General features: G+C 71.7%; 23 protein-coding genes. 4 read left to right on the forward strand and 19 right to left on the reverse strand.

What is annotated here, in order from left to right; all coding sequences use genetic code 11:
- Positions 1-121: 121 nt before the first annotated feature.
- Entirely contained in the window at positions 122-898 is a 777-nt protein-coding gene (locus tag ACFPLC_RS30810) for a GntR family transcriptional regulator (protein WP_378206849.1), read from the forward strand.
- 19 nt (positions 899-917) lie between these two features.
- Here the strand turns inward: ACFPLC_RS30810 and ACFPLC_RS30815 are convergent, their stop codons facing one another.
- The 11 genes from ACFPLC_RS30815 to ACFPLC_RS30865 form a co-directional block, all read right to left on the reverse strand.
- A complete protein-coding gene (locus ACFPLC_RS30815; protein ID WP_378206846.1) occupies positions 918-1,379 on the reverse strand; it encodes a hypothetical protein in 462 nt (153 codons plus the stop codon).
- Positions 1,376-3,001 carry a cytochrome bc1 complex cytochrome b subunit gene (qcrB, locus tag ACFPLC_RS30820; protein ID WP_378206843.1) on the reverse strand — a complete coding sequence of 542 codons (1,626 nt, stop codon included), beginning with the start codon at positions 2,999-3,001 and terminating at the stop codon, positions 1,376-1,378. The genes ACFPLC_RS30815 and qcrB overlap by 4 nt, the downstream gene beginning before the upstream one ends.
- Positions 3,002-3,083: 82 nt before the next feature.
- On the reverse strand, positions 3,084-3,653 hold the full coding sequence (locus ACFPLC_RS30825) for a hypothetical protein (RefSeq protein WP_378206840.1): 570 nt from the start codon (positions 3,651-3,653) through the stop codon (positions 3,084-3,086).
- Between the two features lie 13 nt (positions 3,654-3,666).
- Positions 3,667-4,806: a zinc-dependent alcohol dehydrogenase gene (locus ACFPLC_RS30830; RefSeq protein WP_378206875.1), complete on the reverse strand. Its 1,140-nt coding sequence runs from the start codon at positions 4,804-4,806 to the stop codon at positions 3,667-3,669.
- 55 nt (positions 4,807-4,861) lie between these two features.
- Positions 4,862-5,572, reverse strand: a complete 711-nt coding sequence (locus tag ACFPLC_RS30835) for an alpha/beta fold hydrolase (protein WP_378206837.1) — start codon at positions 5,570-5,572, stop codon at positions 4,862-4,864.
- 78 nt (positions 5,573-5,650) lie between these two features.
- Entirely contained in the window at positions 5,651-6,841 is a 1,191-nt protein-coding gene (locus tag ACFPLC_RS30840) for a PP2C family protein-serine/threonine phosphatase (protein ID WP_378206834.1), read from the reverse strand.
- Positions 6,841-7,833 carry a SpoIIE family protein phosphatase gene (locus ACFPLC_RS30845; protein ID WP_378206831.1) on the reverse strand — a complete coding sequence of 331 codons (993 nt, stop codon included), beginning with the start codon at positions 7,831-7,833 and terminating at the stop codon, positions 6,841-6,843. Before ACFPLC_RS30845 ends, ACFPLC_RS30840 begins: the two co-directional genes overlap by 1 nt.
- The gene (locus tag ACFPLC_RS30850; protein WP_191313836.1) at positions 7,830-8,252 is read right to left on the reverse strand and encodes an ATP-binding protein; all 423 of its coding nucleotides are present in this window, start codon (positions 8,250-8,252) and stop codon (positions 7,830-7,832) included. Before ACFPLC_RS30850 ends, ACFPLC_RS30845 begins: the two co-directional genes overlap by 4 nt.
- Complete coding sequence (locus ACFPLC_RS30855; RefSeq protein ID WP_378206828.1) at positions 8,242-8,625, reverse strand: STAS domain-containing protein; 384 nt, start codon at positions 8,623-8,625, stop codon at positions 8,242-8,244. Before ACFPLC_RS30855 ends, ACFPLC_RS30850 begins: the two co-directional genes overlap by 11 nt.
- Positions 8,622-9,485, reverse strand: coding sequence for an STAS domain-containing protein (locus ACFPLC_RS30860; protein WP_378206825.1), 864 nt, complete (start codon positions 9,483-9,485; stop codon positions 8,622-8,624). The genes ACFPLC_RS30855 and ACFPLC_RS30860 overlap by 4 nt, the downstream gene beginning before the upstream one ends.
- 71 nt (positions 9,486-9,556) lie before the next feature.
- Entirely contained in the window at positions 9,557-9,982 is a 426-nt protein-coding gene (locus tag ACFPLC_RS30865; protein ID WP_191313942.1) for a MarR family transcriptional regulator, read from the reverse strand.
- 170 nt (positions 9,983-10,152) lie between these two features.
- On the opposite strand from ACFPLC_RS30865, the gene ACFPLC_RS30870 reads away from it, so the two are divergent.
- Positions 10,153-11,370, forward strand: a complete 1,218-nt coding sequence (locus ACFPLC_RS30870; protein WP_378206822.1) for a PP2C family protein-serine/threonine phosphatase — start codon at positions 10,153-10,155, stop codon at positions 11,368-11,370.
- A 173-nt stretch (positions 11,371-11,543) separates the two neighbouring features.
- Here ACFPLC_RS30870 and ACFPLC_RS30875 read toward each other — a convergent pair whose 3' ends face one another.
- Positions 11,544-11,834: a hypothetical protein gene (locus ACFPLC_RS30875; RefSeq protein WP_378206819.1), complete on the reverse strand. Its 291-nt coding sequence runs from the start codon at positions 11,832-11,834 to the stop codon at positions 11,544-11,546.
- Positions 11,834-12,271, reverse strand: coding sequence for an Hsp20/alpha crystallin family protein (locus tag ACFPLC_RS30880; protein ID WP_378206816.1), 438 nt, complete (start codon positions 12,269-12,271; stop codon positions 11,834-11,836). The genes ACFPLC_RS30875 and ACFPLC_RS30880 overlap by 1 nt, the downstream gene beginning before the upstream one ends.
- Before the next feature lie 166 nt (positions 12,272-12,437).
- Here ACFPLC_RS30880 and ACFPLC_RS30885 point away from each other — a divergent pair, with 166 nt between their 5' ends.
- Positions 12,438-13,280, forward strand: a complete 843-nt coding sequence (locus ACFPLC_RS30885; protein WP_378206814.1) for an SDR family oxidoreductase — start codon at positions 12,438-12,440, stop codon at positions 13,278-13,280.
- 49 nt (positions 13,281-13,329) lie between these two features.
- Here ACFPLC_RS30885 and ACFPLC_RS30890 read toward each other — a convergent pair whose 3' ends face one another.
- Genes ACFPLC_RS30890 through ctaD form a run of 3 tightly spaced genes read right to left on the reverse strand, consistent with a single transcriptional unit; the run spans position 13,330 to position 15,573 of the window.
- Positions 13,330-13,557, reverse strand: a complete 228-nt coding sequence (locus ACFPLC_RS30890) for a hypothetical protein (RefSeq protein ID WP_378206811.1) — start codon at positions 13,555-13,557, stop codon at positions 13,330-13,332.
- Positions 13,545-13,823, reverse strand: a complete 279-nt coding sequence (locus ACFPLC_RS30895; RefSeq protein ID WP_378206808.1) for a hypothetical protein — start codon at positions 13,821-13,823, stop codon at positions 13,545-13,547. Before ACFPLC_RS30895 ends, ACFPLC_RS30890 begins: the two co-directional genes overlap by 13 nt.
- Positions 13,801-15,573 (reverse strand): aa3-type cytochrome oxidase subunit I, encoded by a 1,773-nt coding sequence (ctaD, locus tag ACFPLC_RS30900; protein ID WP_378206805.1) that lies wholly within the window; start codon positions 15,571-15,573, stop codon positions 13,801-13,803. The genes ACFPLC_RS30895 and ctaD overlap by 23 nt, the downstream gene beginning before the upstream one ends.
- Before the next feature lie 260 nt (positions 15,574-15,833).
- Here ctaD and ACFPLC_RS30905 point away from each other — a divergent pair, with 260 nt between their 5' ends.
- The gene (locus ACFPLC_RS30905; protein ID WP_378206802.1) at positions 15,834-16,313 is read left to right on the forward strand and encodes a DUF4383 domain-containing protein; all 480 of its coding nucleotides are present in this window, start codon (positions 15,834-15,836) and stop codon (positions 16,311-16,313) included.
- 200 nt (positions 16,314-16,513) lie between these two features.
- Here the strand turns inward: ACFPLC_RS30905 and ACFPLC_RS30910 are convergent, their stop codons facing one another.
- From ACFPLC_RS30910 to ACFPLC_RS30920, 3 genes are all read right to left on the reverse strand, one after another.
- The gene (locus ACFPLC_RS30910; protein WP_378206799.1) at positions 16,514-16,954 is read right to left on the reverse strand and encodes an SRPBCC family protein; all 441 of its coding nucleotides are present in this window, start codon (positions 16,952-16,954) and stop codon (positions 16,514-16,516) included.
- Positions 16,955-17,026: 72 nt separating this feature from the next.
- Positions 17,027-19,210, reverse strand: a complete 2,184-nt coding sequence (gene glgX / locus ACFPLC_RS30915; RefSeq protein WP_378206796.1) for a glycogen debranching protein GlgX — start codon at positions 19,208-19,210, stop codon at positions 17,027-17,029.
- Between the two features lie 147 nt (positions 19,211-19,357).
- A complete protein-coding gene (locus tag ACFPLC_RS30920) occupies positions 19,358-20,224 on the reverse strand; it encodes a manganese catalase (RefSeq protein ID WP_378206793.1) in 867 nt (288 codons plus the stop codon).
- Positions 20,225-20,296: the final 72 nt, after the last annotated feature.

The raw sequence follows: 20,296 nt of genomic DNA on the forward strand, positions 1-20,296 counted from the left end.
CGGTCTTCGAGGCACGCCTCTCGTGTCCCGATGGCGACGATTCCAGCGGGCGGAGACTTTGTCAAGACATATGGACAACACGTCATCCCAACAGGTGGCGGCCAAGCGGTAGGCTGCCCGGATGAGCAAGCTGGACGCCACCTTCCCGGCCTGGGACGCGGGCCGCGAGATCGTCCTGGACCCGGGCAGCCCCGAGCCGCTGTACTTCCAGGTGTCCCGGCAGCTGCACGCCGCGATCGAGGACGGCAGGCTGCCGGCGGGGGCGCGGCTGGACAACGAGGTCGACCTCGCCGCGAGCCTGCGCCTGTCGCGGCCGACGATCCGCCAGGCGATCCAGACGCTGGTCAACCAGGGCCTGCTCGTGCGGCGACGCGGGGTCGGCACCCAGGTCGTCCGCACGAAGGTGGCCCGGCCGCTGCGGCTGAGCAGCCTGTTCGACGACCTCGCCGGGCTGGGCGGCAAGCCGGAGTCGGCGGTGCTGGTCAACCGGGTCGAAGACGCCGGCCCCGACGTGGCCGAGCTGCTGGAGGCGCCCGGGCTCACCCGCGTCCGGCGGCTGAAACGGCTCCGCTCGACCGACGGCGAGCCGCTCGCCCTGATGAACAACTACCTGCCCGACGGCGTCATCGACCCGGCCGACGACGAGCTGCGCGAGCGCGGGCTCTACCAGCTCCTGCGGTCGGCGGGCGTGCGGCTGCACGCGGCCGAGCAGAACATCGGCGCCCGGCTCGCGACCGAAGAGGACGCGGAACTGCTGCACGAGGAACCGGGGGCGGCGCTGCTCACCATGCAGCGCACCACGTACGACGACTCGGGGCGGGTGGTCGAGTACGGGTGGCACGTGTACCGGGCGTCCCGGTACACGTTCAACCTTTCCCTGACCAACGGACCTCAGTAGGGGAGAACGCCACTTTCCGTCAGGCGGCCGCGAGCGGGATGGTGCCCGTCAGGCAGCCGTCCCGCTCGGCCGGGAGGACCAGGCGGCTCACGTCGTCGATGATCAGGGCGTCTTCGGCCGCGTGCGGCCGGGGTGGCAGCAGCACGAACAGCACCTGGCGCTGCCGGCGCGCGGCCGCCAGCCACGGCTGGGGTGCTTCGGTGAACTGGAAACCGACGGTGAGGCAGTGCTCGCCGACGCGCACCGACACCGCCGACGGGCCGTCCGCCAGCTCGACTTCGCAGCCCGCCGCCAAGGGCCAGTAGCCGTGCTCCCACTCCCACGTCGTCGGGGCCGCCAGCCCCGCCCGCGCCAGCAGGCCGAGCAGCCGCCGGTGATCGTCCTCCCGGGCCGGCTGCAGGAGCAGCACCGGGTAGGAGTACTCCTCCTCGTAGACCAGGATGTCGATCTGCCAGCGGGAGGGCATCGCCGCGCCGGTCACGGCCGGGCCTGCCCGTCCTGCGGTTCGCCGCCGAGGCCGTGGCGCCCTTCGCCGCGGCGGGCGGCCGTTTCCAGTGCCGCGGTCTCCTCGGGCGGGTCGGGCCGCAGCAGGCTGCCCGGGACCGCGTGCCCGGCGGCGCCGAGCTTGTTCGGCTTCTTCGGCACGGGAGCTCCTTGGTAGGTCAGGGCCTTGCCGTCGAGCGGCTGGTGGATTTCGAGGTAGGTGCCCGCCGGGGACCGGGTGATGATCCCGGTCTCGATGCCGTGTTCGAGCACTTCGCGGTCCGACCGCTGCAACGCGAGGCAGATGCGGTAGGTGAGCAGGTACGCGACGGGCGGGGCGAGGACCAGCCCGATGCGCCCCGCCCAGGTGGTGGCGTTGAGCGAGATGTCGAATTCCAGCGCGATGATGTCGTTGAACGACGACAGCGTCAGCACGCCGTAGAGGGCGAGCGCCATCATGCCTATGCCGGTGCGGACCGGAGTGTCACGCGGCCGCTGGACGAGGTTGTGGTGGGCGGTGTCGCCGGACAGGCGGCGTTCGAGCCACGGGTAGGACAGCAGCGCCCCGAAGAGCACCGTCAGGCCGACGACGCCGGCGAAGAACGGCTGCGGAACGGTGTGGTCGCCCAGGAACAGCTCCCACGGCGGGTAGACGCGCAGCAGGCCGTCGGCGAACCCCATGTACCAGTCGGGCTGGGAGCCGGCGGAGACCTTCGACGGGTCGTACGGGCCGAACTTCCACACCGGGTTGATCTGGAACAGCCCGGACATCAGCGCGATGATCCCGGTGACGAGCGCGAAGAAGGCACCGCCCTTGAGCGCGAACACCGGCAGGATCCGGACGCCGACGACGTTGCCCTCCTTCCGCCGCACGCCGGGGAACTGGGTGTGCTTCTGGTACCAGACCAGCGCGAGGTGCACGCCGACGAGCGCGAGCATGATCCCGGGGATCAGCAGGATGTGGATGGTGTAGAGCCGCGGGATGATGACGTCGCCGGGGAACTCGCCGCCGAAGATGGCCCAGTGCAGCCAGGTGCCGATCACCGGCAGGGACAGCACGATCCCGGACAGCGTCGCGCGGATGCCGGTGCCGGAGAGCAGGTCGTCGGGCAGGGAGTAGCCGAAGAACCCCTCGAACATGCCCAGGATGAGCAGCAGCGCCCCGACCACCCAGTTGGCTTCGCGGGGACGGCGGAAGGCTCCGGTGAAGAAGATCCGGAGCATGTGCACCATCATCGCGGCGACGAAGATCAGCGCCGCCCAGTGGTGCAGCTGCCGGACGAAGAGCCCGCCGCGGACCTCGAACGACAGGTCGAGGGTGGTCGCGAACGCCCGCGACATCGGCACCCCGCGCAGGTTCCCGTAGGCGCCTTGGTAGGTGACCTCCTGCATCGAGGGGTCGAAGAACAGCGTCAGGTACACCCCGCTGAGGAGCAGGACCAGGAAGCTGTAGAGCGCCACTTCGCCGAGCAGGAACGACCAGTGGGTGGGGAAGACCTTGTTGAACTGGTGACGCAGGCCGGCCGCCGCGTGCAGCCGCCGGTCGGCGGCGTCGGCCGCCGAGGCTGCCGCGCGGGTGGCGCGGCCCGGCCCGCGGGTGGGGGCGGGTACGTGGCTCATGGGCTTCTCCGTGAAGTCGGCGGCCGTCAGCCGTGCGTACCCGTGCCTGCCCGGGACAACCCCGGTTCTTCCCCGAAGCCGGTCACCTTCGCCGCAGCAGCTTCCGGGCCGCCGAATACGCCAGCCCCGCCGCCAGCACCCACGGGCCCGCGACGATGATCGGGTCCGCCAGGTGGTGCTTGACGTCCGCGCGCTTCTTCCCCACCCGGGAGGAGAACCCGTGCCGGCTGACCTCGCTCAGCACGCCGGTCTCGGTGATCGGGTTGTCCGGGCGGAGCGTGGCGAACGAGCGCAGGTGGCTCTCCCAGGCGTCCACCCGATCGGCGGCGAGCAGGAGCAGCCAATGCGCGGCCCGCCCTTCGCTGTACTTGCGGTAGGAGAACCGGCGCAGGGCGCCGGAAAGGCCTTTCGGCGGGCACGACGTCCCGAACACCGGGGTCAGGAACTCGTGCTCGATCGAGCGTTCGCGCGGCCACTTCTCCGGCTGACGCTCGGGGAATTCCCAGTGGGCGCCGCTCCGGTCGGCCTGCCACTGCAGCTTCGGCACCGACGGCCGGTCCTTCGGGTCCAGGTCCGCACCCCAGCCCGGGATCCGCGCGCGCAGGCTGTCGCTCGATTCGGCGATCGGCGGCCGCTCCGACGTGTAGGTCATGTCGTTCCCTTCCTCAGCCGGCGTTCGGCACGATCAGCGGCTTGATGCAGCCGTCCAGCTTGGCGGAGAAGATGTGGTAGCCCTCGGCGATGTGCTCCAGGGGGATGCGGTGGGTGACGATGTCGCTCGGCTTGAGGTAGCCGTTGCGGATGTGCTCGAACAGCCGCGGCCACTGGCGTTTGACCGGACACTGGTTCATCCGCAGCGTGAGGCCCTTGTTGAGCGCGTCGCCGAACTTGACGGCGCTGAACATCGGGCCGTAGGCGCCCATCACCGAAACCGTGCCGCCCTTGCGGACACCGTCGATGCACCAGTTGAGCGCCACCGGCGAGCCGCCCTGCAGCTTGAGCTTGGCCGAGGTGACGTGCTGGGTGAGGTTGCCGTCGGCCTCCGCGCCCACCGCGTCGATCGCGACGTCGGCACCGAGGTGGCCGGTGAGTTTCTTGAGGTGCACGACGATGTCGTCGTACTCGGTGAAGTTGTACGTCTCGGCGTGGGCGAAGGTGCGCGCCTTCTCCAGGCGGTTCTCCAGGTGGTCGATGACGATCACCCGGCCCGCGCCCATCAGCCACGCCGACTTCGCCGCGAACAGGCCCACCGGACCGGCTCCGAAGACCACGACGACGTCACCCTCGACGATCCCGCCGAGCTGGGCGCCGAAGTAGCCGGTGGCGAGCGCGTCGGTGAGCAGGACGGCGTCTTCGTCGTCCATCCAGTCGGGGATCACGGCCGGCCCGACGTCGGCGAACGGCACCCGGACGAACTCCGCCTGGCCGCCGTCGTAGCCGCCGCAGGTGTGGGAGTAGCCGTAGATGCCGCCGACGGCGGTGGCGTTCGGGTTGACGTTGTGGCAGTTGGAGTAGAGCCCCCGGGCGCAGAACCAGCAGGTGCCGCAGAAGACGTTGAAGGGCACCATGACCCGGTCGCCGCGCTTGAGGTTCCGCACGCCGGAGCCGACTTCCTCGACCACGCCGATGAACTCGTGGCCGAAGGTCATGCCGACCCGGGTGTCGGGCATCATCCCGTGGTACAGGTGCAGGTCCGAACCGCAGATCGCGGCCAGGGTGACCCGGACGATCGCGTCACCGGGGTGTTCGATCGCGGGGACGTCCTTCTCTTCGACACGGATCTTGTACGGCCCGCGGTACACCATCGCACGCACAGCGTCTCCTTCCGACAGGCCGACGGCATACCCGGGCCCGGTGCGGCTAACCTTCGGCGAACTCCGTGATCAACGCCGAGGTCGCGCCGCCGGACCGGGCGGGGAAGGTGTGCGCGCCCGGGACGGTGACGAACTCGCCGCCCGACGCGGCGGCCAGTGACCGGGCCCAGGGTTCGGGGCTCAGCGTGTCCCGGCGGCCGCGCACGACGAGGACGGGGCAGCGCAGCAGCGGCATCGCCCGTTCCGGTTCGTCCCGCTGGGCCGAGCGGATCATCCGCAGCAGCCGCCGCGGACCGGCGCGCAGGTAGTGCGGGACGGTGCCGGGCAGCGCGGACGGCGATTCGTGGACGACGTCGGCCAGGAACGCCGCGGCGAGGGGCCCGAGGCGGCGCAGCTCGGGCGGGAACGTCGGCCCGGCGAGCACGAGCGCCCGGACGAGGTCCGGGCGCCGGACCGCGACGGCGACGGCGACCTGCGCGGCCGTCGAATGTCCGAAGAGGACGGACGGGCGGTCCAGCCAGGCGGCGACGGTGCCGGCGATCGCATCGATCTCCGGCTCGCACGCGAGCGGGCCCGGCCCGCCGAAGCCGGGGACGTCGAGGAGGTGGGCGCGGGTGGCCGCGGCACAGCCGTGCAGCGTGTCGGCGAGGTACCCGGGCGCACCCAGGCCCGGCAGCAGCACGACCGGGGCGCGGCCCGGGCGTTGCGTGCCCGCGGAAAGGACCCGGACGGTCCCGGCGGAAGTCGAGGTGCGCATCGACGGCCGGATACCCCGGAACGACAGCCCCACACGGGACGCGAAGGCGGCACTTTCACGGGAAAGTGCCCCCTCGGGTCAGTGCGGCGGTGTGCGGCGCAGCGCCAGGACCACCGTGTCGTCGGAGTGCAGGACGACGTCGTGCATCCGGGTCACCAGCTCCCGCGGCAGGTCCGTCGTCGGCCGGGTGCGGAGGCGGTCGGCCAGTGCCAGCAGCCGGGACTGGCCTTCGTCGACGTCCTTGCGGCTCTCGACCAGGCCGTCCGTGTAGAGCAGCACCGTGTCGCCCTCGGCCAGGACCACCTCGACCAGTTCGCGGCTGCCCGGGTCGGGAAAGCCGACCCCGCGGCCCGGCACCGGGGCGGGCAGCAGCCGCGCCGGCTCGGACGGCGTGACCACCACCGGCTCCGGGTGGCCGCCGTTCGCGAAGCGGGTGCGGCCGGTCGCCGGGTCCAGGCGGGCCAGCAGGACCGTGGCCATCAGGCCCGGCTCGATCGCCGCCAGGGTGTGGGACGCGTGGGCGATCAGGTCGCGGAACGGGTGGCCCTCCAGGGCGAGCGTGCGGATCGCGTGGGTGACCGTCAGCGCGTGCCGGGTGGAGGTCACGCCGTGGCCGACCGCGTCGACCAAGGTCACGTGGACCTGGCCGTCGGGCAGGACGAACCAGTCGTAGAGGTCGCCGCCGGCCGGGGAGTCCTGGTCGGTCGGCGAATAGTGGACGGCCAGCTCCAGGCCCGGCACCACCGGCGGCCGCGGGCGCAGCGCGTCCTCCAGCTCGCGGAAGATCGCCGAGTGCGCGCGGCGGAGCTGCTCGTCCCGCTGCTCGAGCTCGACGTACATCGCCAGGACGCCGCTGTTGGTCTCCGCGAGCTCGTGCTTGAGGTTCCGCTGTTCGTGGGCGAGGGTGTCGGCGCGGGCCACCAGCGCCAGCATCTCTTCGCGCGTCGCCCGGTCGTCGTCGGGGTCGGCGGGGGCCGGCGGCCCGCCACCGGCGAGGTGCCAGGTCAGGGTGTCGCCGTCGCCGCGCTCGGGCAGCAGGGGCAGCGCGTCGCGGCTGCCCTGGCTCACGGCGTGGTCCAGCCGGACCGTGACGGCCAGCCGCCGGTCCGAAGCCGCCGTCGCCACGTCCACCGTTTCGCCCGCGGTGAGGGCCGGCTCGGCGAGCAGCGTGACGGCGAGGACCAGCCGCCCGCGGTCGTCGGCGGCCACGCCGGCTTCCACGCACGCGGTGCGCAGCCGTTGCCGGATGCGGGCCAGGTCGGGGCGCATCAGCCGGACCGGTCCGCGCTCAGGGCGAGCATCGCCGCGTCGTCGCGGGCGTTCCGGTGCCGGTGGGCCAGGTCCGCGGCGAGCAGCAGCAGGTCCGGGGCCCGGCCGGGAACGCGCCAGCCGGTGCCGACGCCGTCGGTGTGCAGGACGACGACGTCGTCGTCGGCCAGCGTCAGGTGCCGGACCGGCGCCGACGGCAGCGTGAACCCGACGACGCCGGGGGTGCTGAGCAGCAGCCGCGACGGGCCACCGCCGAGGCTCGCGCCGCTGACGTTGCCGACACCGCAGAACTCGAGCCGCCGCGGCGCGATCCGCACGAGCGCGACCGCCGCGCCGCGGGTGGTGCGCAGCGCCCGGTGCATGGTCGTGAGCTGGTGGGGCAGCGGGCGGTCCGGGTTCTCGGTGAACACGCGCAGCGCGGCTTCCGCGGCTTCGGCGGCGTCGGGTCCGTGGCCGAGCCCGTCGGCGACGACCGCGGTCCGGCTGCCGGTGACGTCGGCCAGCGCGACCGCGTCACCGCAGTACTGCTCGCCGTCGCGGGGCAGGCGGAAGTGCCCGATCGCGCGGCGGTGCGGCGGCGCGGCCGGGTCGAGCAGGCGGGCGGCGGCGAGCGTCCCCGCCGCGGGCGAGGAGGTGATCCGGAACTCGGTCGCCATCCGCTTCACCGCGCCCAGGCCGGCACCCAGGGTGGCGGTGGTCGTGTTGCCGTCGAGCAGCCAGTGGTCGAGGTCGGCCATGCCGGGGCCGTCGTCGGCGGCCAGCACGTCGACGCCGCGCCCGGTCAGCGACTGTTGCACGAACACCGAGCCGCCGCCGGTGTGCTTGTCGATGTTGCCGGCGAGCTCGGCCGCCACGACGGCGGCGCGGTCGGCGAGCACGCCCGCGAGCCCGGCCTCGTGCGCGGCTTCGCGGGCGAGGCGGGCGGCGGCGTAGGCCGCGCTGGGGTGGTCGACGCGGATCTGGCGCGTCAGGCCGGCGACGATCGCGGTCATGGCTTCCAGCGCACGACCGTGACGGTGGTGCCGCGCCCGGGCGTGGTGTCGAGGTCGAACTCGTCGACCAGCCGCCGGGTGCCCCCGAGGCCGTGCCCGAGCCCCGCGCCGGTGCTGAAGCCGTCGGTCATCGCCTGGTCGACGTCGGCGATCCCGGGCCCTTCGTCGCGCACCCGCAGCCGCAGCCCGAGCCGCCCGGCCGGGTCCCGCACGGCCTCGACGGTCATCGTGCCGCCCCCGCCGTGGATGTAGGCGTTGCGGACCAGCTCGCTGGCCGCGGTCACGATCTTCGTCTGGTCGACGATCGTGAACCCGGCGGCGACCGCGGCCGCCCGCACGGCGTGCCGGGCCGCCAGGAGGTCCTCCTCCACCCGCACCGGGTGCTCGCCGGAGGGGACGGTCCGCTCGTCAGGAAGCATGGGGTGCTTCTCCGGCGGGACGGCGCCAGCCCAGCAGTTCCATCGCCTGTTCCGCGTTGAGGGCGGTCCGGACGCCGGTGAGCTGCAGCCCGAGCTCGGTCAGCGTCAGCGCGACGGCCGGGCGCATCCCCGCGACGATCATCCGCGTGCCGAGCAGCCGCCCGGTGCCGGCCAGCTGCATGAGGACGCGCGCGACGAAGGAGTCGATGATCTCCAGCCGGGAGATGTCGATGATGACGCCGCGAATGCCATCGCTGGCGATCCGCTCGGTCAGCTCCTCGGTGAACGCGAGGGCCGTCTTGTCGTCCAGGTCGCTCAGCAGCCCGCTGAGCAGGATGTCCCCCAGGCGCAGGATCGGCAGGCCGGCGGTCACCCCGTCACCGCGCCCGGGCGGGCGCCGTCGCCGAGCAGCTGCATCGCGGTCGCCAGCGCGTCGGCCAGCGAGCCGCGGGTGACGATGTGCGAGAGGTCGATGCCCAGCTGGGTGATGGTCTGCGCGATCGACGGGCGGATGCCGCTGATCACGCACTCCGCGCCCATCAGCCGGACGGCGCTGACGGTCTGCAGCAGGTGCTGCGCGACCGCGGTGTCGACGGTCGGGACGCCGGTGATGTCGATGATCGCCACCCGCGCCTCGCTGGCCTGGATCGACTCCAGGAGGTTGTTCATCACGACCTGGGTCCGGGCGCTGTCGAGCGTGCCGATCAGCGGCACCGCCAGGACGTGGCGCCACAGCCGCACGACGGGCGTGGACAGCTCGAGCATCTGGTCGTGCTGCTCGCGGATGATCCGCTCGCGGCCGGCGGAGTAGACCTCGAAGGTCAGCACGCCCGCGCTGTCGAGCAGCTCGTTGACCAGCAGGGCGGCCCGGTAGCGCAGGGCGGAATCGTCGGTGTGCCGCTCGATCGCGCTGAGCATCGTGCGCTTGAGCGCGAGGATCGCCATGGCGGTGGCCGACGGCTGGGCGCCCGCGCGGGCGCGGCGCTCCGACAGCGACGTCAGCGCGTCGCGCACCGCCGGGTCCTGATCGACGATCCGGGACACCGGGAGCGTGCCGCCCAGCGCGTCGCGGAGGGCTTCCAGCAGCTCGACGGCCTCGCGGCGCAGTTCCTGCCCGCTCCGGTCGCCGTCGCGCGGCTCCTGACCGGCCCAGTCCCGGGCCAGTGCGGACCGGTCTTCTTCCAGCATGCGCGCCAGGACTGTGCGGACCTGGCTGTCGTCCGTGCCCAGCACCGACGCCTCCTATGTTCGGGGCGCGCTCTGCTGTACGCCGACCTGATCGTTGTCATGAAACAACAGTTGTATCAGGAATGCAACTCGGGCGGGTCACCGGCCGCCTCGGCCAGCGCCCGGTATTCCCGGAGCCCGGCGGCCAGCGCGGCCCGGCCCGCGGGGCTCATCTTCGCCAGCAGCGCCTGGACGCGTTCCCGCCGCCGGGCCCGCAGGTCCTGCAGGTAGGCGCGCCCGCGGTCGGACAGCCGCAGCGTCAGCTCCCGCCGGCTGCGCGCGCTGGGCAGGCGTTCGAGGAACCCGACCGCCTCCAGCCGGTCGCAGAGCCTGCTGACCAGCGGCGGCGTCGAGCCCAGCTGCTCGGCGAGCTGGCGCAGGTTGACCCCGTCGTGGCGGTCCAGTGCGACCACCGCGCGCAGCTGCGAAATCGAAAGCGGGCGCGGCGAAACGTCCCGCTCGCCCTCGACCACCGTCTCCAGGAGGCGGGCGAGGTCCGACACGGCAGCCGGCCCGTCCGGGGCGGCCTGCTCGCGGGATCGATCCACGGCGTCCACTCTGGCATCCCTATGCTGAACCGGCAGCACAGCTCACCCGACTCGCCGTGGACCGGCGCGCCGGAGCGGCGCAGACTCGACAGAAGCGGCACGGGCCCGTGAGCAGGAGGCAGGCGTTGGACAGATCCCTGGCGGTGGAGCGTCTCCTCCGTGACGTCCCGCCGCACGACCTGCCGGGTGCCCTGCGCTCGGGACTCGGCGAGCACTTCGGGGCCGAGGCGGTCGAGCTGCTGATGGCCGATTACGCACTGACGGAACTGTGCCAGGTGGCCGAGCAGCCCTACACGGCGGAGCCGATCCCGGTCGAGGGCACCACCCCGGGTGCGGCCTTTCTCGCGCAGGCGGCGACGTTCTCCCGCGACGGCGACCGCGTCACCGGCTACCTGCCGGTCAGCGTCCGCGGCGACCGGCTCGGCGTCCTGGCCGTCACCCTGCCGAGTGAACCCGAACCGCCGGTGTGGGCCGAGCTCCAGCGGTTCGCCGAGGCGGTGGCGCACGAGCTGTTCGTCGCCGATCGCGACACCGACCTCTACATCCAGGCGCGGCGGTCTTCGCGGCTGACGCTGGCGGCGGAGATGCAGTGGCAGCTGCTGCCCGGCCGGGCCTGCACCCGCGCCGAGTTCGCGCTCGGCGGCCAGCTGGAACCCGCCTACGCCATCTACGGCGACTGCTTCGACTGGTCGGCGTCCGCCCGGAAGCTCGCGGTCACGCTGATCAACGGCATGGGGGAGGGCAGCGAAGCGGCGCTGCTGACGAACCTCGCGGTGAACGCGCTGCGCAACGCCCGGCGCGCCGGGATCCCGCTCGACGCGCAGGCGGAGCTGGCCGACCAGGCGCTGTACGCGCACTACCGCGGCGCCGAGCACGTGGCCGCGCTGCTGCTGGAGTTCGACCTCCGCACCGGCGCGGTGGCCGTGGTCGACGCGGGCTCGCCGCGGCTGTGGCGGCTGCGGGACGGCAAGGCCGAGCGGATCCTGTTCGACGAGCAGCTCCCGCTCGGCACGTTCGACGGAACGATCTACGTGGTCGAGGGTTTCCAGGCGGCGGACGGCGACCGGTTCGTGTTCGTCAGCGACGGCGTGTACAACGCGCTCGGCCCGCACGGCGAGCGCTACGGGGACCGGGAGCTCGCCGAGGCGGTGACGGCGACGGCGGAGCTGCCGGCGGCGCACGTGCCGGGCGCGATGCTGCGGGAGCTGTCGACCCGGCGGCACGGCAGCCAGGCCGAGGACGACGCGATGGTGGTGTGCCTCGACTGGTTCGGGTCGACGCCGTTGTCCGGGACCGGGAAGGGACCGGCGGTGAGCGTGCGGCGGGCTGAGGAGACGCGGTAGCGGTGGGGCCGGGCCGGGGGAATCCGCCGGTCGGAATCGCCCGCGTGGGGTGAGTCGAAAGCTCCTGCCGCGGGGGCGCCCCCCGTTTTCCACTCTACCGGTGACCACCGACAGTTTCGGGCCGTCCCGGCCACCGTGCCCACGGCCGCCGCAGCTCAGGCGGCCGCCGCAGCTCAGGCGGCCACCGCGGACTGACGCTCCCGGGGAGCCGTCCGGCCCACCTCGATGACCGCCGCGAGGACTTCGTCCGCGTCCAGGGCCGGGTCCCACAGGGCGCAGCCGGCGACGTGGGCCAGCTTGCGCCGCCGGTGCTGGGGGGTGTCCGTGAGCGCGACCTCGGTCGGGCGGCCCTTCTTGACCGCGTGGACCGCCCGGGTCACGAGGATCGCCTCCTGGCGGGTGGTGCCGAGTTCCGCGGCCGCGGCGAAGATCCGCTCCGCCGCGGCGCGGGCCTGGTCGTTCATCAGGCCTGGATTTCCTTGCGGTCGGACCGGTTGCCGCTGATCTCGATGCGCCGCGGCTTGGCCTTCTCGGCGACCGGGATGCGCAGCGTCAGCACGCCCGCTTCGTAGTCGGCGGCGATGTGGTCGGTGTCGAGGCTGTCGCCGAGGAACAGCTGGCGCGAGAAGACGCCCAGCGGGCGCTCGGAGACGTGCATCTCGACGTCGTTCCCGCCGGGGAGCGGGCGGCGCTCGGCCTTGACCGTCAGCACGTTGCGTTCGATGTCGAGCTCGATGGCGTCGGGGGCGACGCCGGGCAGGTCGAAGCAGACCACGAACTCGTCGCCGGCGCGGTAGGCGTCCATGGGCATCGCGGCCGGCTTCGACCAGGTTCCGGCGGTGCCGAGGACCTGCTGGGTGAGGCGGTCCAGCTCACGGAACGGGTCGGTGCGCATCAACATCGTTGTCCTCCTTCTGGGTTCGACGGTGGGTGTCAACACGCACTACTGTTCTAACATGTCATCCAAACGATGACAAGTAGGAAGTCATCATCAAGATGACGGAATGTTTCCCCGGCTGACGGGAACACGGGGAGGGAGATCCATTTCCGTATCCGAGGAGCCCACTGTGTCCGAGCAGCCCGCCCAGCAGCAGACCCCGCCCGGGACGACCGCCGCCATGACGCCGCAGCCCGACCACGGCGAGCACACCTACCGCGGCTCCGGCAAGCTGACCGGCAAGGCGGCGCTCATCACCGGCGCGGACAGCGGGATCGGCCGCGCGGTGGCCATCGCGTACGCGCGGGAAGGCGCCGACGTCCTGATCTCCTACCTCGACGAGCACGAGGACGCCGAAGAGACGCGGCGCTGGGTGGAGGAGGCCGGCCGCAAGGCCGTCGTCGTGCCCGGGGACGTGGCCGACCCGGCGCACTGCCGGGCCCTGGTGGCCCGCACGGTCGAGGAGTTCGGCCGGATCGACGTCCTGGTGAACAACGCCGCCTTCCAGATGAGCCACGAAACCCTGGAAGAGATCCCGGACGAGGAGTGGGACCGCACGCTCGCCATCAACCTGAGCGCGTTCTTCCACCTCACCAAGGCGGCCGTGCCGCACATGAAGCCGGGCGCGTCGATCATCGGCAGCTCGTCGGTGAACTCCGACAACCCGACCCCGCAGCTGCTGCCCTACGACGTGACGAAGGCGGGCATCGCGAACATGTGCGCCGCGCTGGCGCAGCTGCTGGGACCGAAGGGGATCCGCGCCAACAGCGTCGCGCCGGGGCCGATCTGGACGCCGCTGATCCCGTCCACCATGCCGGAGGAGGCAGTGAAGACCTTCGGTGAGCAGGTGCCGCTGGGCCGCGCCGGCCAGCCGGCCGAGCTGGCGCCGGTGTACGTGCTGCTGGCCTCCGACGACGGCAGCTACGTGTCCGGGGCCCGCGTCGCGGTGACGGGCGGCACGCCGATCCTCTGACCCACCGGAAAAGCCGCCGGAGCCGCGAGCTCCGGCGGCTTCTTCGTGCTCAGCCCCCGCGCTGGACGATCGTCGTGGTGAGGGTCGCGGCGATGACGTCCAGGCCGCGATCGGCCTGCTGCCGGCGCAGGTCGCCCCGGGTGATCACCTCGCTCGCGCCCGCGGTCCGGTCGCCGGACGGCTCGACCACCACCCGGCCACCGGTCAGGACCAGCACCGGGTCCGGCACGTCGGATTCGAGCAGCCCGCGCAGGTCCTCGACGGTCACCTCGGCCATGGGTTTCCTTTCGCTCGGTCGGTTCCGCTGCGTCGCTGGAGGTGCACGCAGACGGCGAGGTTGCCGGCGACGCACGCGGCGAACAGCCACGGCAGCGCCAGGAAGATCCCGGCGGCCAGCAACGCCAGTGCGACGGCGTCCAGGCCGAGGCACGGCAGCAGCCGCGACCGCGTGCTCGTCCGCAGCCCCCGCTCGATCCCGCGCAGCCGCCGCCGTTCCCACGCCCTCAGCGGCGGGCCGGGGTCAGCGGCCGCGGGGGTCGTCACTTTCGCCCTGGTCGCCGGGCTGGAGGGCGCCGGCCGCGACCTCGGCGGGCGACGCCTTGTCGCCGGGGTGCCCGCGGGTCACGTGCCCTTCGGCGTGCATCCGGTCGATCATGTGCGGGTAATGCAGCTCGAACGCCGGGCGCTCGGACCGGATGCGCGGCAGCTCGAGGAAGTTGTGCCGCGGCGGCGGGCTCGTGGTGGCCCACTCGAGGGAGTTGCCGTAGCCCCACGGGTCGTCGACGCCGATGGGCTCGCCGTAGCGGTAGCTCTTGAAGACGTTCCAGATGAACGGCAGCACCGACAGCCCGAGGATGAACGCGCCGACCGTGGACACCATGTGCATCCAGGTGAAACCGTCGCTCGACAGGTAGTCGGCGTAACGGCGCGGCATGCCCGCGTCGCCCAGCCAGTGCTGGATGAGGAACGTCGTGTGGAAGCCGATGAACGTTGTCCAGAAGTGCCACTTCGCCAGCCGTTCGTCGAGCATCCGGCCGGTGATCTTGGGGAACCAGAAGTAGATGCCGGCGAAGGTCGCGAACACGATCGTGCCGAAGAGCACGTAGTGGAAGTGGGCGACGACGAAGTAGCTGTCGTGGATGTGGAAGTCCAGCGGCGGCGAGGCGAGGATGATCCCGGTCAGCCCGCCCAGCAGGAAGGTGACCAGGAAGCCGACCGACCACAGCATCGGCGACTCGAAGGTGAGCGCACCCTTCCACATGGTGCCGATCCAGTTGAAGAACTTGATTCCGGTCGGCACCGCGATGAAGAACGTCATGATCGAGAAGAACGGCAGCAGCACGGCACCGGTGGCGAACATGTGGTGGGCCCACACCGCCGCCGACAGCGCCGTGATGCCGATCGTCGCGAACACCATGAGCTTGTAGCCGAACAGCGGTTTCCGGCTGAACACCGGGATGATCTCGGTGACGATCCCGAAGTAGGGCAGCGCGACCACGTAGACCTCGGGATGGCCGAAGAACCAGAACAGGTGCTGCCACAGGATCACGCCGCCGTTCTCCGGGTCGAAGACGTGCGCGCCCAGGTGCCGGTCGGCCAGGAGCGCGAACAGCGCCGCGGTGAGGATCGGGAACGCCAGCAGGATGAGGATCGAGGTGAACAGGATGTTCCAGGTGAAGATCGGCATGCGCCACATGAGCATCCCGGGGCAGCGCAGGCACACGATGGTGGTGATCATGTTGACCGCGCCGAGGATGGTGCCGAGACCGGTGACGATCAGCCCCGAGATCCACAGGTCGCCGCCGACGCCGGGGGAGTGGATGGCGTTGGACAACGGCGTGTAGGCGGTCCAGCCGAAGTCGGGCGGCCCGCCGGGGGTGGCGTAGGCGGACAGGACGATCGTGCCGCCGAACAGGTACAGCCAGTAGGAGAACGCGTTGAGCCGCGGGAACGCCACGTCCGGCGAGCCGATCTGCAGCGGCAGGACGAAGTTGGCGAACCCGAACAGGTTCGGCGTGGCGTAGAGCAGCAGCATGATCGTGCCGTGCATGGTGAAGAGCTGGTTGTACTGCTCCGGCGACAGGAACTGCAGGCCGGGCCGGGCCAGCTCGCCCCGCATGAGCAGCGCGGTGAGGCCGCCGATCAGGAAGAACGCGAACGACGTCGTCAGGTACAGCACGCCGATCGTCTTGTGGTCGGTGGTGCGGATCGTCTTCAGGATCGTCGCGCCGCGCTTGCCCCGCCACACCGGCCGGTGCGGGATCGGAGCCGGGCGTGTCACCGTGTCGGTCATCGGACTCCCACCTGCGCCGCCGGGGAACGAGCTGTTCTCGCGCGCGTACCCGCGTGTGACCGCGAATACACGCCGGGGCCGGGCGCGATTTCCGGGTTCCGCCGTCCGGGCGATGCCGTGACGGCGGTGATCCGCAACCTCAGCGAGACCCGGATGGGTGCTTAGCGCCGGTCCGGCCGGGTATGCCGCCCGGCGTAGCGCGATCCTCCGGCCGGCCCAACGGGCGCCGGCCGCGGCGCGCCCCGGCGAAAGGAACCGCCATGTCCACCGCCACCCCCGCCCGGACCAGAACACCCGTGCAGGTCGCCGCCGCGGTCGTCGCGGTCGTGTTCCTGCTGGTCGGCGTGCTCGGCTTCATCCCGGGCATCACCACCGGCTACGACCAGCTGAGCTTCGCCGGCCACGACTCGATGGCCATGCTGCTCGGCGTGTTCATGGTCTCGGTGCTGCACAACATCGTCCACCTGCTGTTCGGCGTCGTCGGCCTCGCCGCGGCCCGCACCTCGCGCGGCGCCCGGCTGTTCCTCGTCGCCGGTGGCGCGGTCTACCTGGTGCTCTGGCTGTACGGGCTGCTGATCGACCACGGCAGCGACGCGAACTTCGTGCCGGTCAACACCGCGGACAACTGGCTGCACCTGGGCCTGGGCGTCGGCATGATCGCCCTCGGCCTGCTGACCGCCCGTGCGGGCCGCGCCGCCGGTCCGGGCCCGCACGCCGCCCGGGGTCCCGGCCTCGGCTGACCACCACGCGCCCGCGTGGTCACCGGGGACGTCGGCGGCTGCTCACCATGGCCCGCCGACGTCCCGTGCCGCGCGCTCTGATGTGCGGGGAGGTTGGCCCCGGCTCAACCGCCCCAATGTGGCCTTGGTTGCGTCTGACGCACCGAAGGCCGCCTTGGGGCGCATCGGCCCGGACGGCGAAGAATTTTCGACGCGCGACACTACCGCGTTTCGATGATCCGCTTGAACTCGGTGCAGGCCCGCTCGACCTTGTGCTGCGGGTTCGCGAGCAGGTTGGCGACCGCTTCGCCGAGTTTCCCTCCGGGCAGGGCGTACTCGAGGCTGACCTCCAGCGCGGTGCGCCCGTCGCCCAGGTCCTCGAAGAGGACGACGCCGGCGTTCGAGACGTCGGAATCGGCCTGGCCTTCCGTCGTCCAGGCGAGCCGGTGCGGCGGGGAGTCCTCGGTGATCCGGGCTTCCCACTCGACGGTGGTGCCGGCCGGCCCCGCCACCTTCCAGCGCGTCCGCGTTTCGTCGCCGGTGACCGCCTCGACGGATTCGACGTCGGAGAAGATTTCGGGGAGCCGGGTGAGCGGCCGCCACCAGTCGTAGCAGGCCTGGGCCGGGGCGCCGACCTCGATGCGGTACGTCGCCTTGTCCATGGGTGCCTCCCGTTCACGCGGCGGTAGCCGGGTCGCCCGCCGTCGGAGCCCGGCTACCCCGCGTGCCCGGGGTTACGCCTCCTGCTCCTTGGTGCGCAGGAGCACGGTGAGGGACCGGCCGCCGACGACGAGCTCGCCGTGTCCCGGCACCGTGCGCGGGGTCGCCAGCTGGTCGCCGGCCACGCCGCCGACCAGAACGCCGCCCACCGAGCGGTGGAACACCTCGCCCGTCGCGGTGTCGAGCACGATCGCCCACTCTTCGCCGTAGCCGCCGTCGGGGACGGTCATCGTGATGTCGTCGTCGTGGGCGTTGAAGCAGAGCAGGAACGAGTCGTCCACCACGCGCTCGCCGCGGGCGTCGAGGTCGGGGATCGCCGTGCCGTTGAGGAAGACCATGATGCTGCGGCCGAAGCCGGCCTCCCAGTCCTGGTCGGTCATCTCGTCGCCGGCCGGGGTGAACCAGGCGATGTCGCGCAGTTCGTCGCCGCGGCGGATCGGCCGCCCGGCGAAGAACCGGCGGCGGCGGAACACCGGGTGCTGGTGGCGGAGGTCGACGACGGCCGAGGTGAACTCGAACAGCTCGCGGTTGCGCTCCAGCAGCGACCAGTCCACCCAGGACAGTTCGTTGTCCTGGCAGTAGGCGTTGTTGTTGCCGTCCTGGGTGCGGCCGAGCTCGTCGCCGTGCAGGAGCATCGGCACGCCCTGGGACAGCAGCAGCGTGGCGATCATGTTCCGGCGCTGGCGCGCCCGCAGGTCGAGGACCTTCTCGTCCTCCGTCGGGCCTTCCGCGCCGCAGTTCCACGACCGGTTGTCGTCGGCGCCGTCGCGGCCGTCCTCGCCGTTGGCCTCGTTGTGCTTCTCGTTGTACGACACCAGGTCGTTCAGCGTGAAGCCGTCGTGCGCGGTGACGAAGTTGATCGAGGCGAACGGGCGGCGGCCGTCGCTCTGGTAGAGGTCCGACGAGCCGGTGATCCGGGACGCGAACTCGCCCAGCGTCGCCGGTTCGCCCCGCCAGAAGTCGCGGACGGTGTCCCGGTAGGCGCCGTTCCACTCGGTCCACAGCGGCGGGAAGTTGCCGACCTGGTAGCCACCCGGGCCGACGTCCCACGGCTCGGCGATCAGCTTCACCTGGCTCACCACGGGGTCCTGCTGCACCAGGTCGAAGAACGTGGCCAGCCGGTCGACGTCGTAGAACTCGCGGGCCAGCGTGGCGGCGAGGTCGAACCGGAAGCCGTCGACGTGCATCTCGGTGACCCAGTACCGCAGCGAGTCCATGATGAGCTGCAGCGTGTGCGGCTGGCGCACGTTGAGCGAGTTGCCGGTGCCGGTGTAGTCCATGTAGTACTGCGGGTCGTTCTCGACCAGCCGGTAGTAGGCCTGGTTGTCGATGCCGCGCATGGACAGGGTCGGCCCGAGGTGGTTGCCCTCGGCCGTGTGGTTGTAGACGACGTCGAGGATGACCTCGATGCCGGCCTCGTGCAGCGTTCGGACCATCGCCTTGAACTCGTGCACCTCGCTGCCCGGGGTGGCGGACATGATCGAGGCGGCGTACTCGTTGTGCGGCGCGAAGAAGGCGATGGTGTTGTAGCCCCAGTAGTTGGCCAGGCCGCGCTCGGTGAGGGCGTGGTCGTGCAGGAACTGGTGGACCGGCATCAGTTCGACGGCCGTGACGCCGAGGGTCTTGAGGTACTCGATCATCACCGGGTGCGCCAGCCCGGAGTAGGTTCCCCGCAGCTCCTCCGGGATGCCCGGGTGCAGCTTCGTCAGCCCGCGGACGTGCGCCTCGTAGACGACGGTCTCGTTGTAGGGCACCTTCGGCGGCCGGTCGTTGGCCCAGTCGAAGTACGGGTTGACGACGACCGCGCGGACGGTGTGCGCCGCCGAGTCGTCGTCGTTGCGCTCGGCGGGGTTGCCGAAGCGGTAGCTGAACACGGACTCGTCCCAGTCGACCTTGCCGGTGACGGCCTTGGCGTACGGGTCGAGCAGGAGCTTGGCGGGGTTGCAGCGCAGGCCGCGGGCCGGGTCGTACGGCCCGTGGACGCGGAAGCCGTACTCCTGGCCGGGGCCGACGCCGGTCAGGTAGCCGTGGTGGACGAAGCCGTCGACCTCCGGCAGCCGGATCCGGGTCTCGGTTCCGTCCGGGTCGAACAGGCACAGGTCGACGCGGTCGGCGACCTCGGAGAAGAGCGCGAAATTGGTGCCGACGCCGTCGTAGTCGGCTCCGAGCGGGTAGGGGGAACCGGGCCAGGGCTGCACTGGGCCTCCAGAAGTGCGAGTGATCTCCGGCGGGGATACCCAGCTCGGCGGCCCCGGACACCGTGACGTCGCCCTCCTCACCCGGACGCACCACCCGGCGCGGGACCGCCGTGGGTTCAGGCGGTCCCGCGCCGATCACGGGCGGTGTCAGGTCAGCTTGTTCTTGACTTCCTTGGCCTTGCCCTTGGCGGTGCCCTTCGCGTCCATGAGCGGCGCGTAGGTGCCGTAGAGGGCGGGGTCGGGCTTGGGTGCGGTGCCCGGGCCGCCGAGCGGCTCGGGGTCCATCAGGTACTCGATGCCCGCGCCGGTGGTCCAGCTGGTGCCCTTGGCGCCGTCGGGGCCGTCGGAGAGGTGCCAGATCGTGTGGTTGTGGGTCTGGTCCTCTTCGTCGAGCAGCGCATTCGGGGCGATCTCGTCTTCGAGGCCGTCGGCCTTGAGCTCTTCGATGGCGGCCAGCCATTGCTTCTGGTGGACGGTGTCGCGGGCGAGGTTGAACTGGAGCATGGCCTTGACGCCGGGGTCGTCGGTCATGTTGTAGAGGCGGGCGGTCTGGAGGCGGCCTTGGGCTTCGGCGGCGGCGTTGGCGCGGAAGTCGGCGAGCAGGTTGCCGGAGGCGATGATGTATTTGCCGTTCCAGGGGGTGCCGTTGCTGTCGGCCGGGAGTGCGCCGCCGCCGGCGACGATGGCCTGCTGGACGTCCATGCCGCCGAGGGTGGCGGCCATGACGGGGTCCTTGACGGCTTCGGCGGTCATGGTGGCGGGGGCGCCTTCGAGCAGGCGGGCGACCATGGTGGCGAGCATTTCGACGTGGCCGATTTCTTCGGTGGCCGTGTCCATGAGCAGGTCCTTGTACTTGCCTTCGATGCGGCAGTTCCAGCCCTGGAACAGGTACTGCATCGTGACGCTCATTTCACCGAAGGCGCCGCCGATGAGCTCCTGGAGCTTGTGAGCATAGACGGGGTCGGGCTTTTCGGGCTTGGCTTCGAACTGCAGCAGCTTCGTGTGACGGAACACGAGAATTCCCTCCGTCGTCCGGGGTGGCACCGGCGGGGGCCGGCGGTCCAGGGGGCTTTCCCGGTTAGCGGA

This window comes from Amycolatopsis plumensis (assembly GCF_042652605.1).
In the GTDB taxonomy this organism is placed as follows: Bacteria; Actinomycetota; Actinomycetes; order Mycobacteriales; family Pseudonocardiaceae; genus Amycolatopsis; species Amycolatopsis plumensis.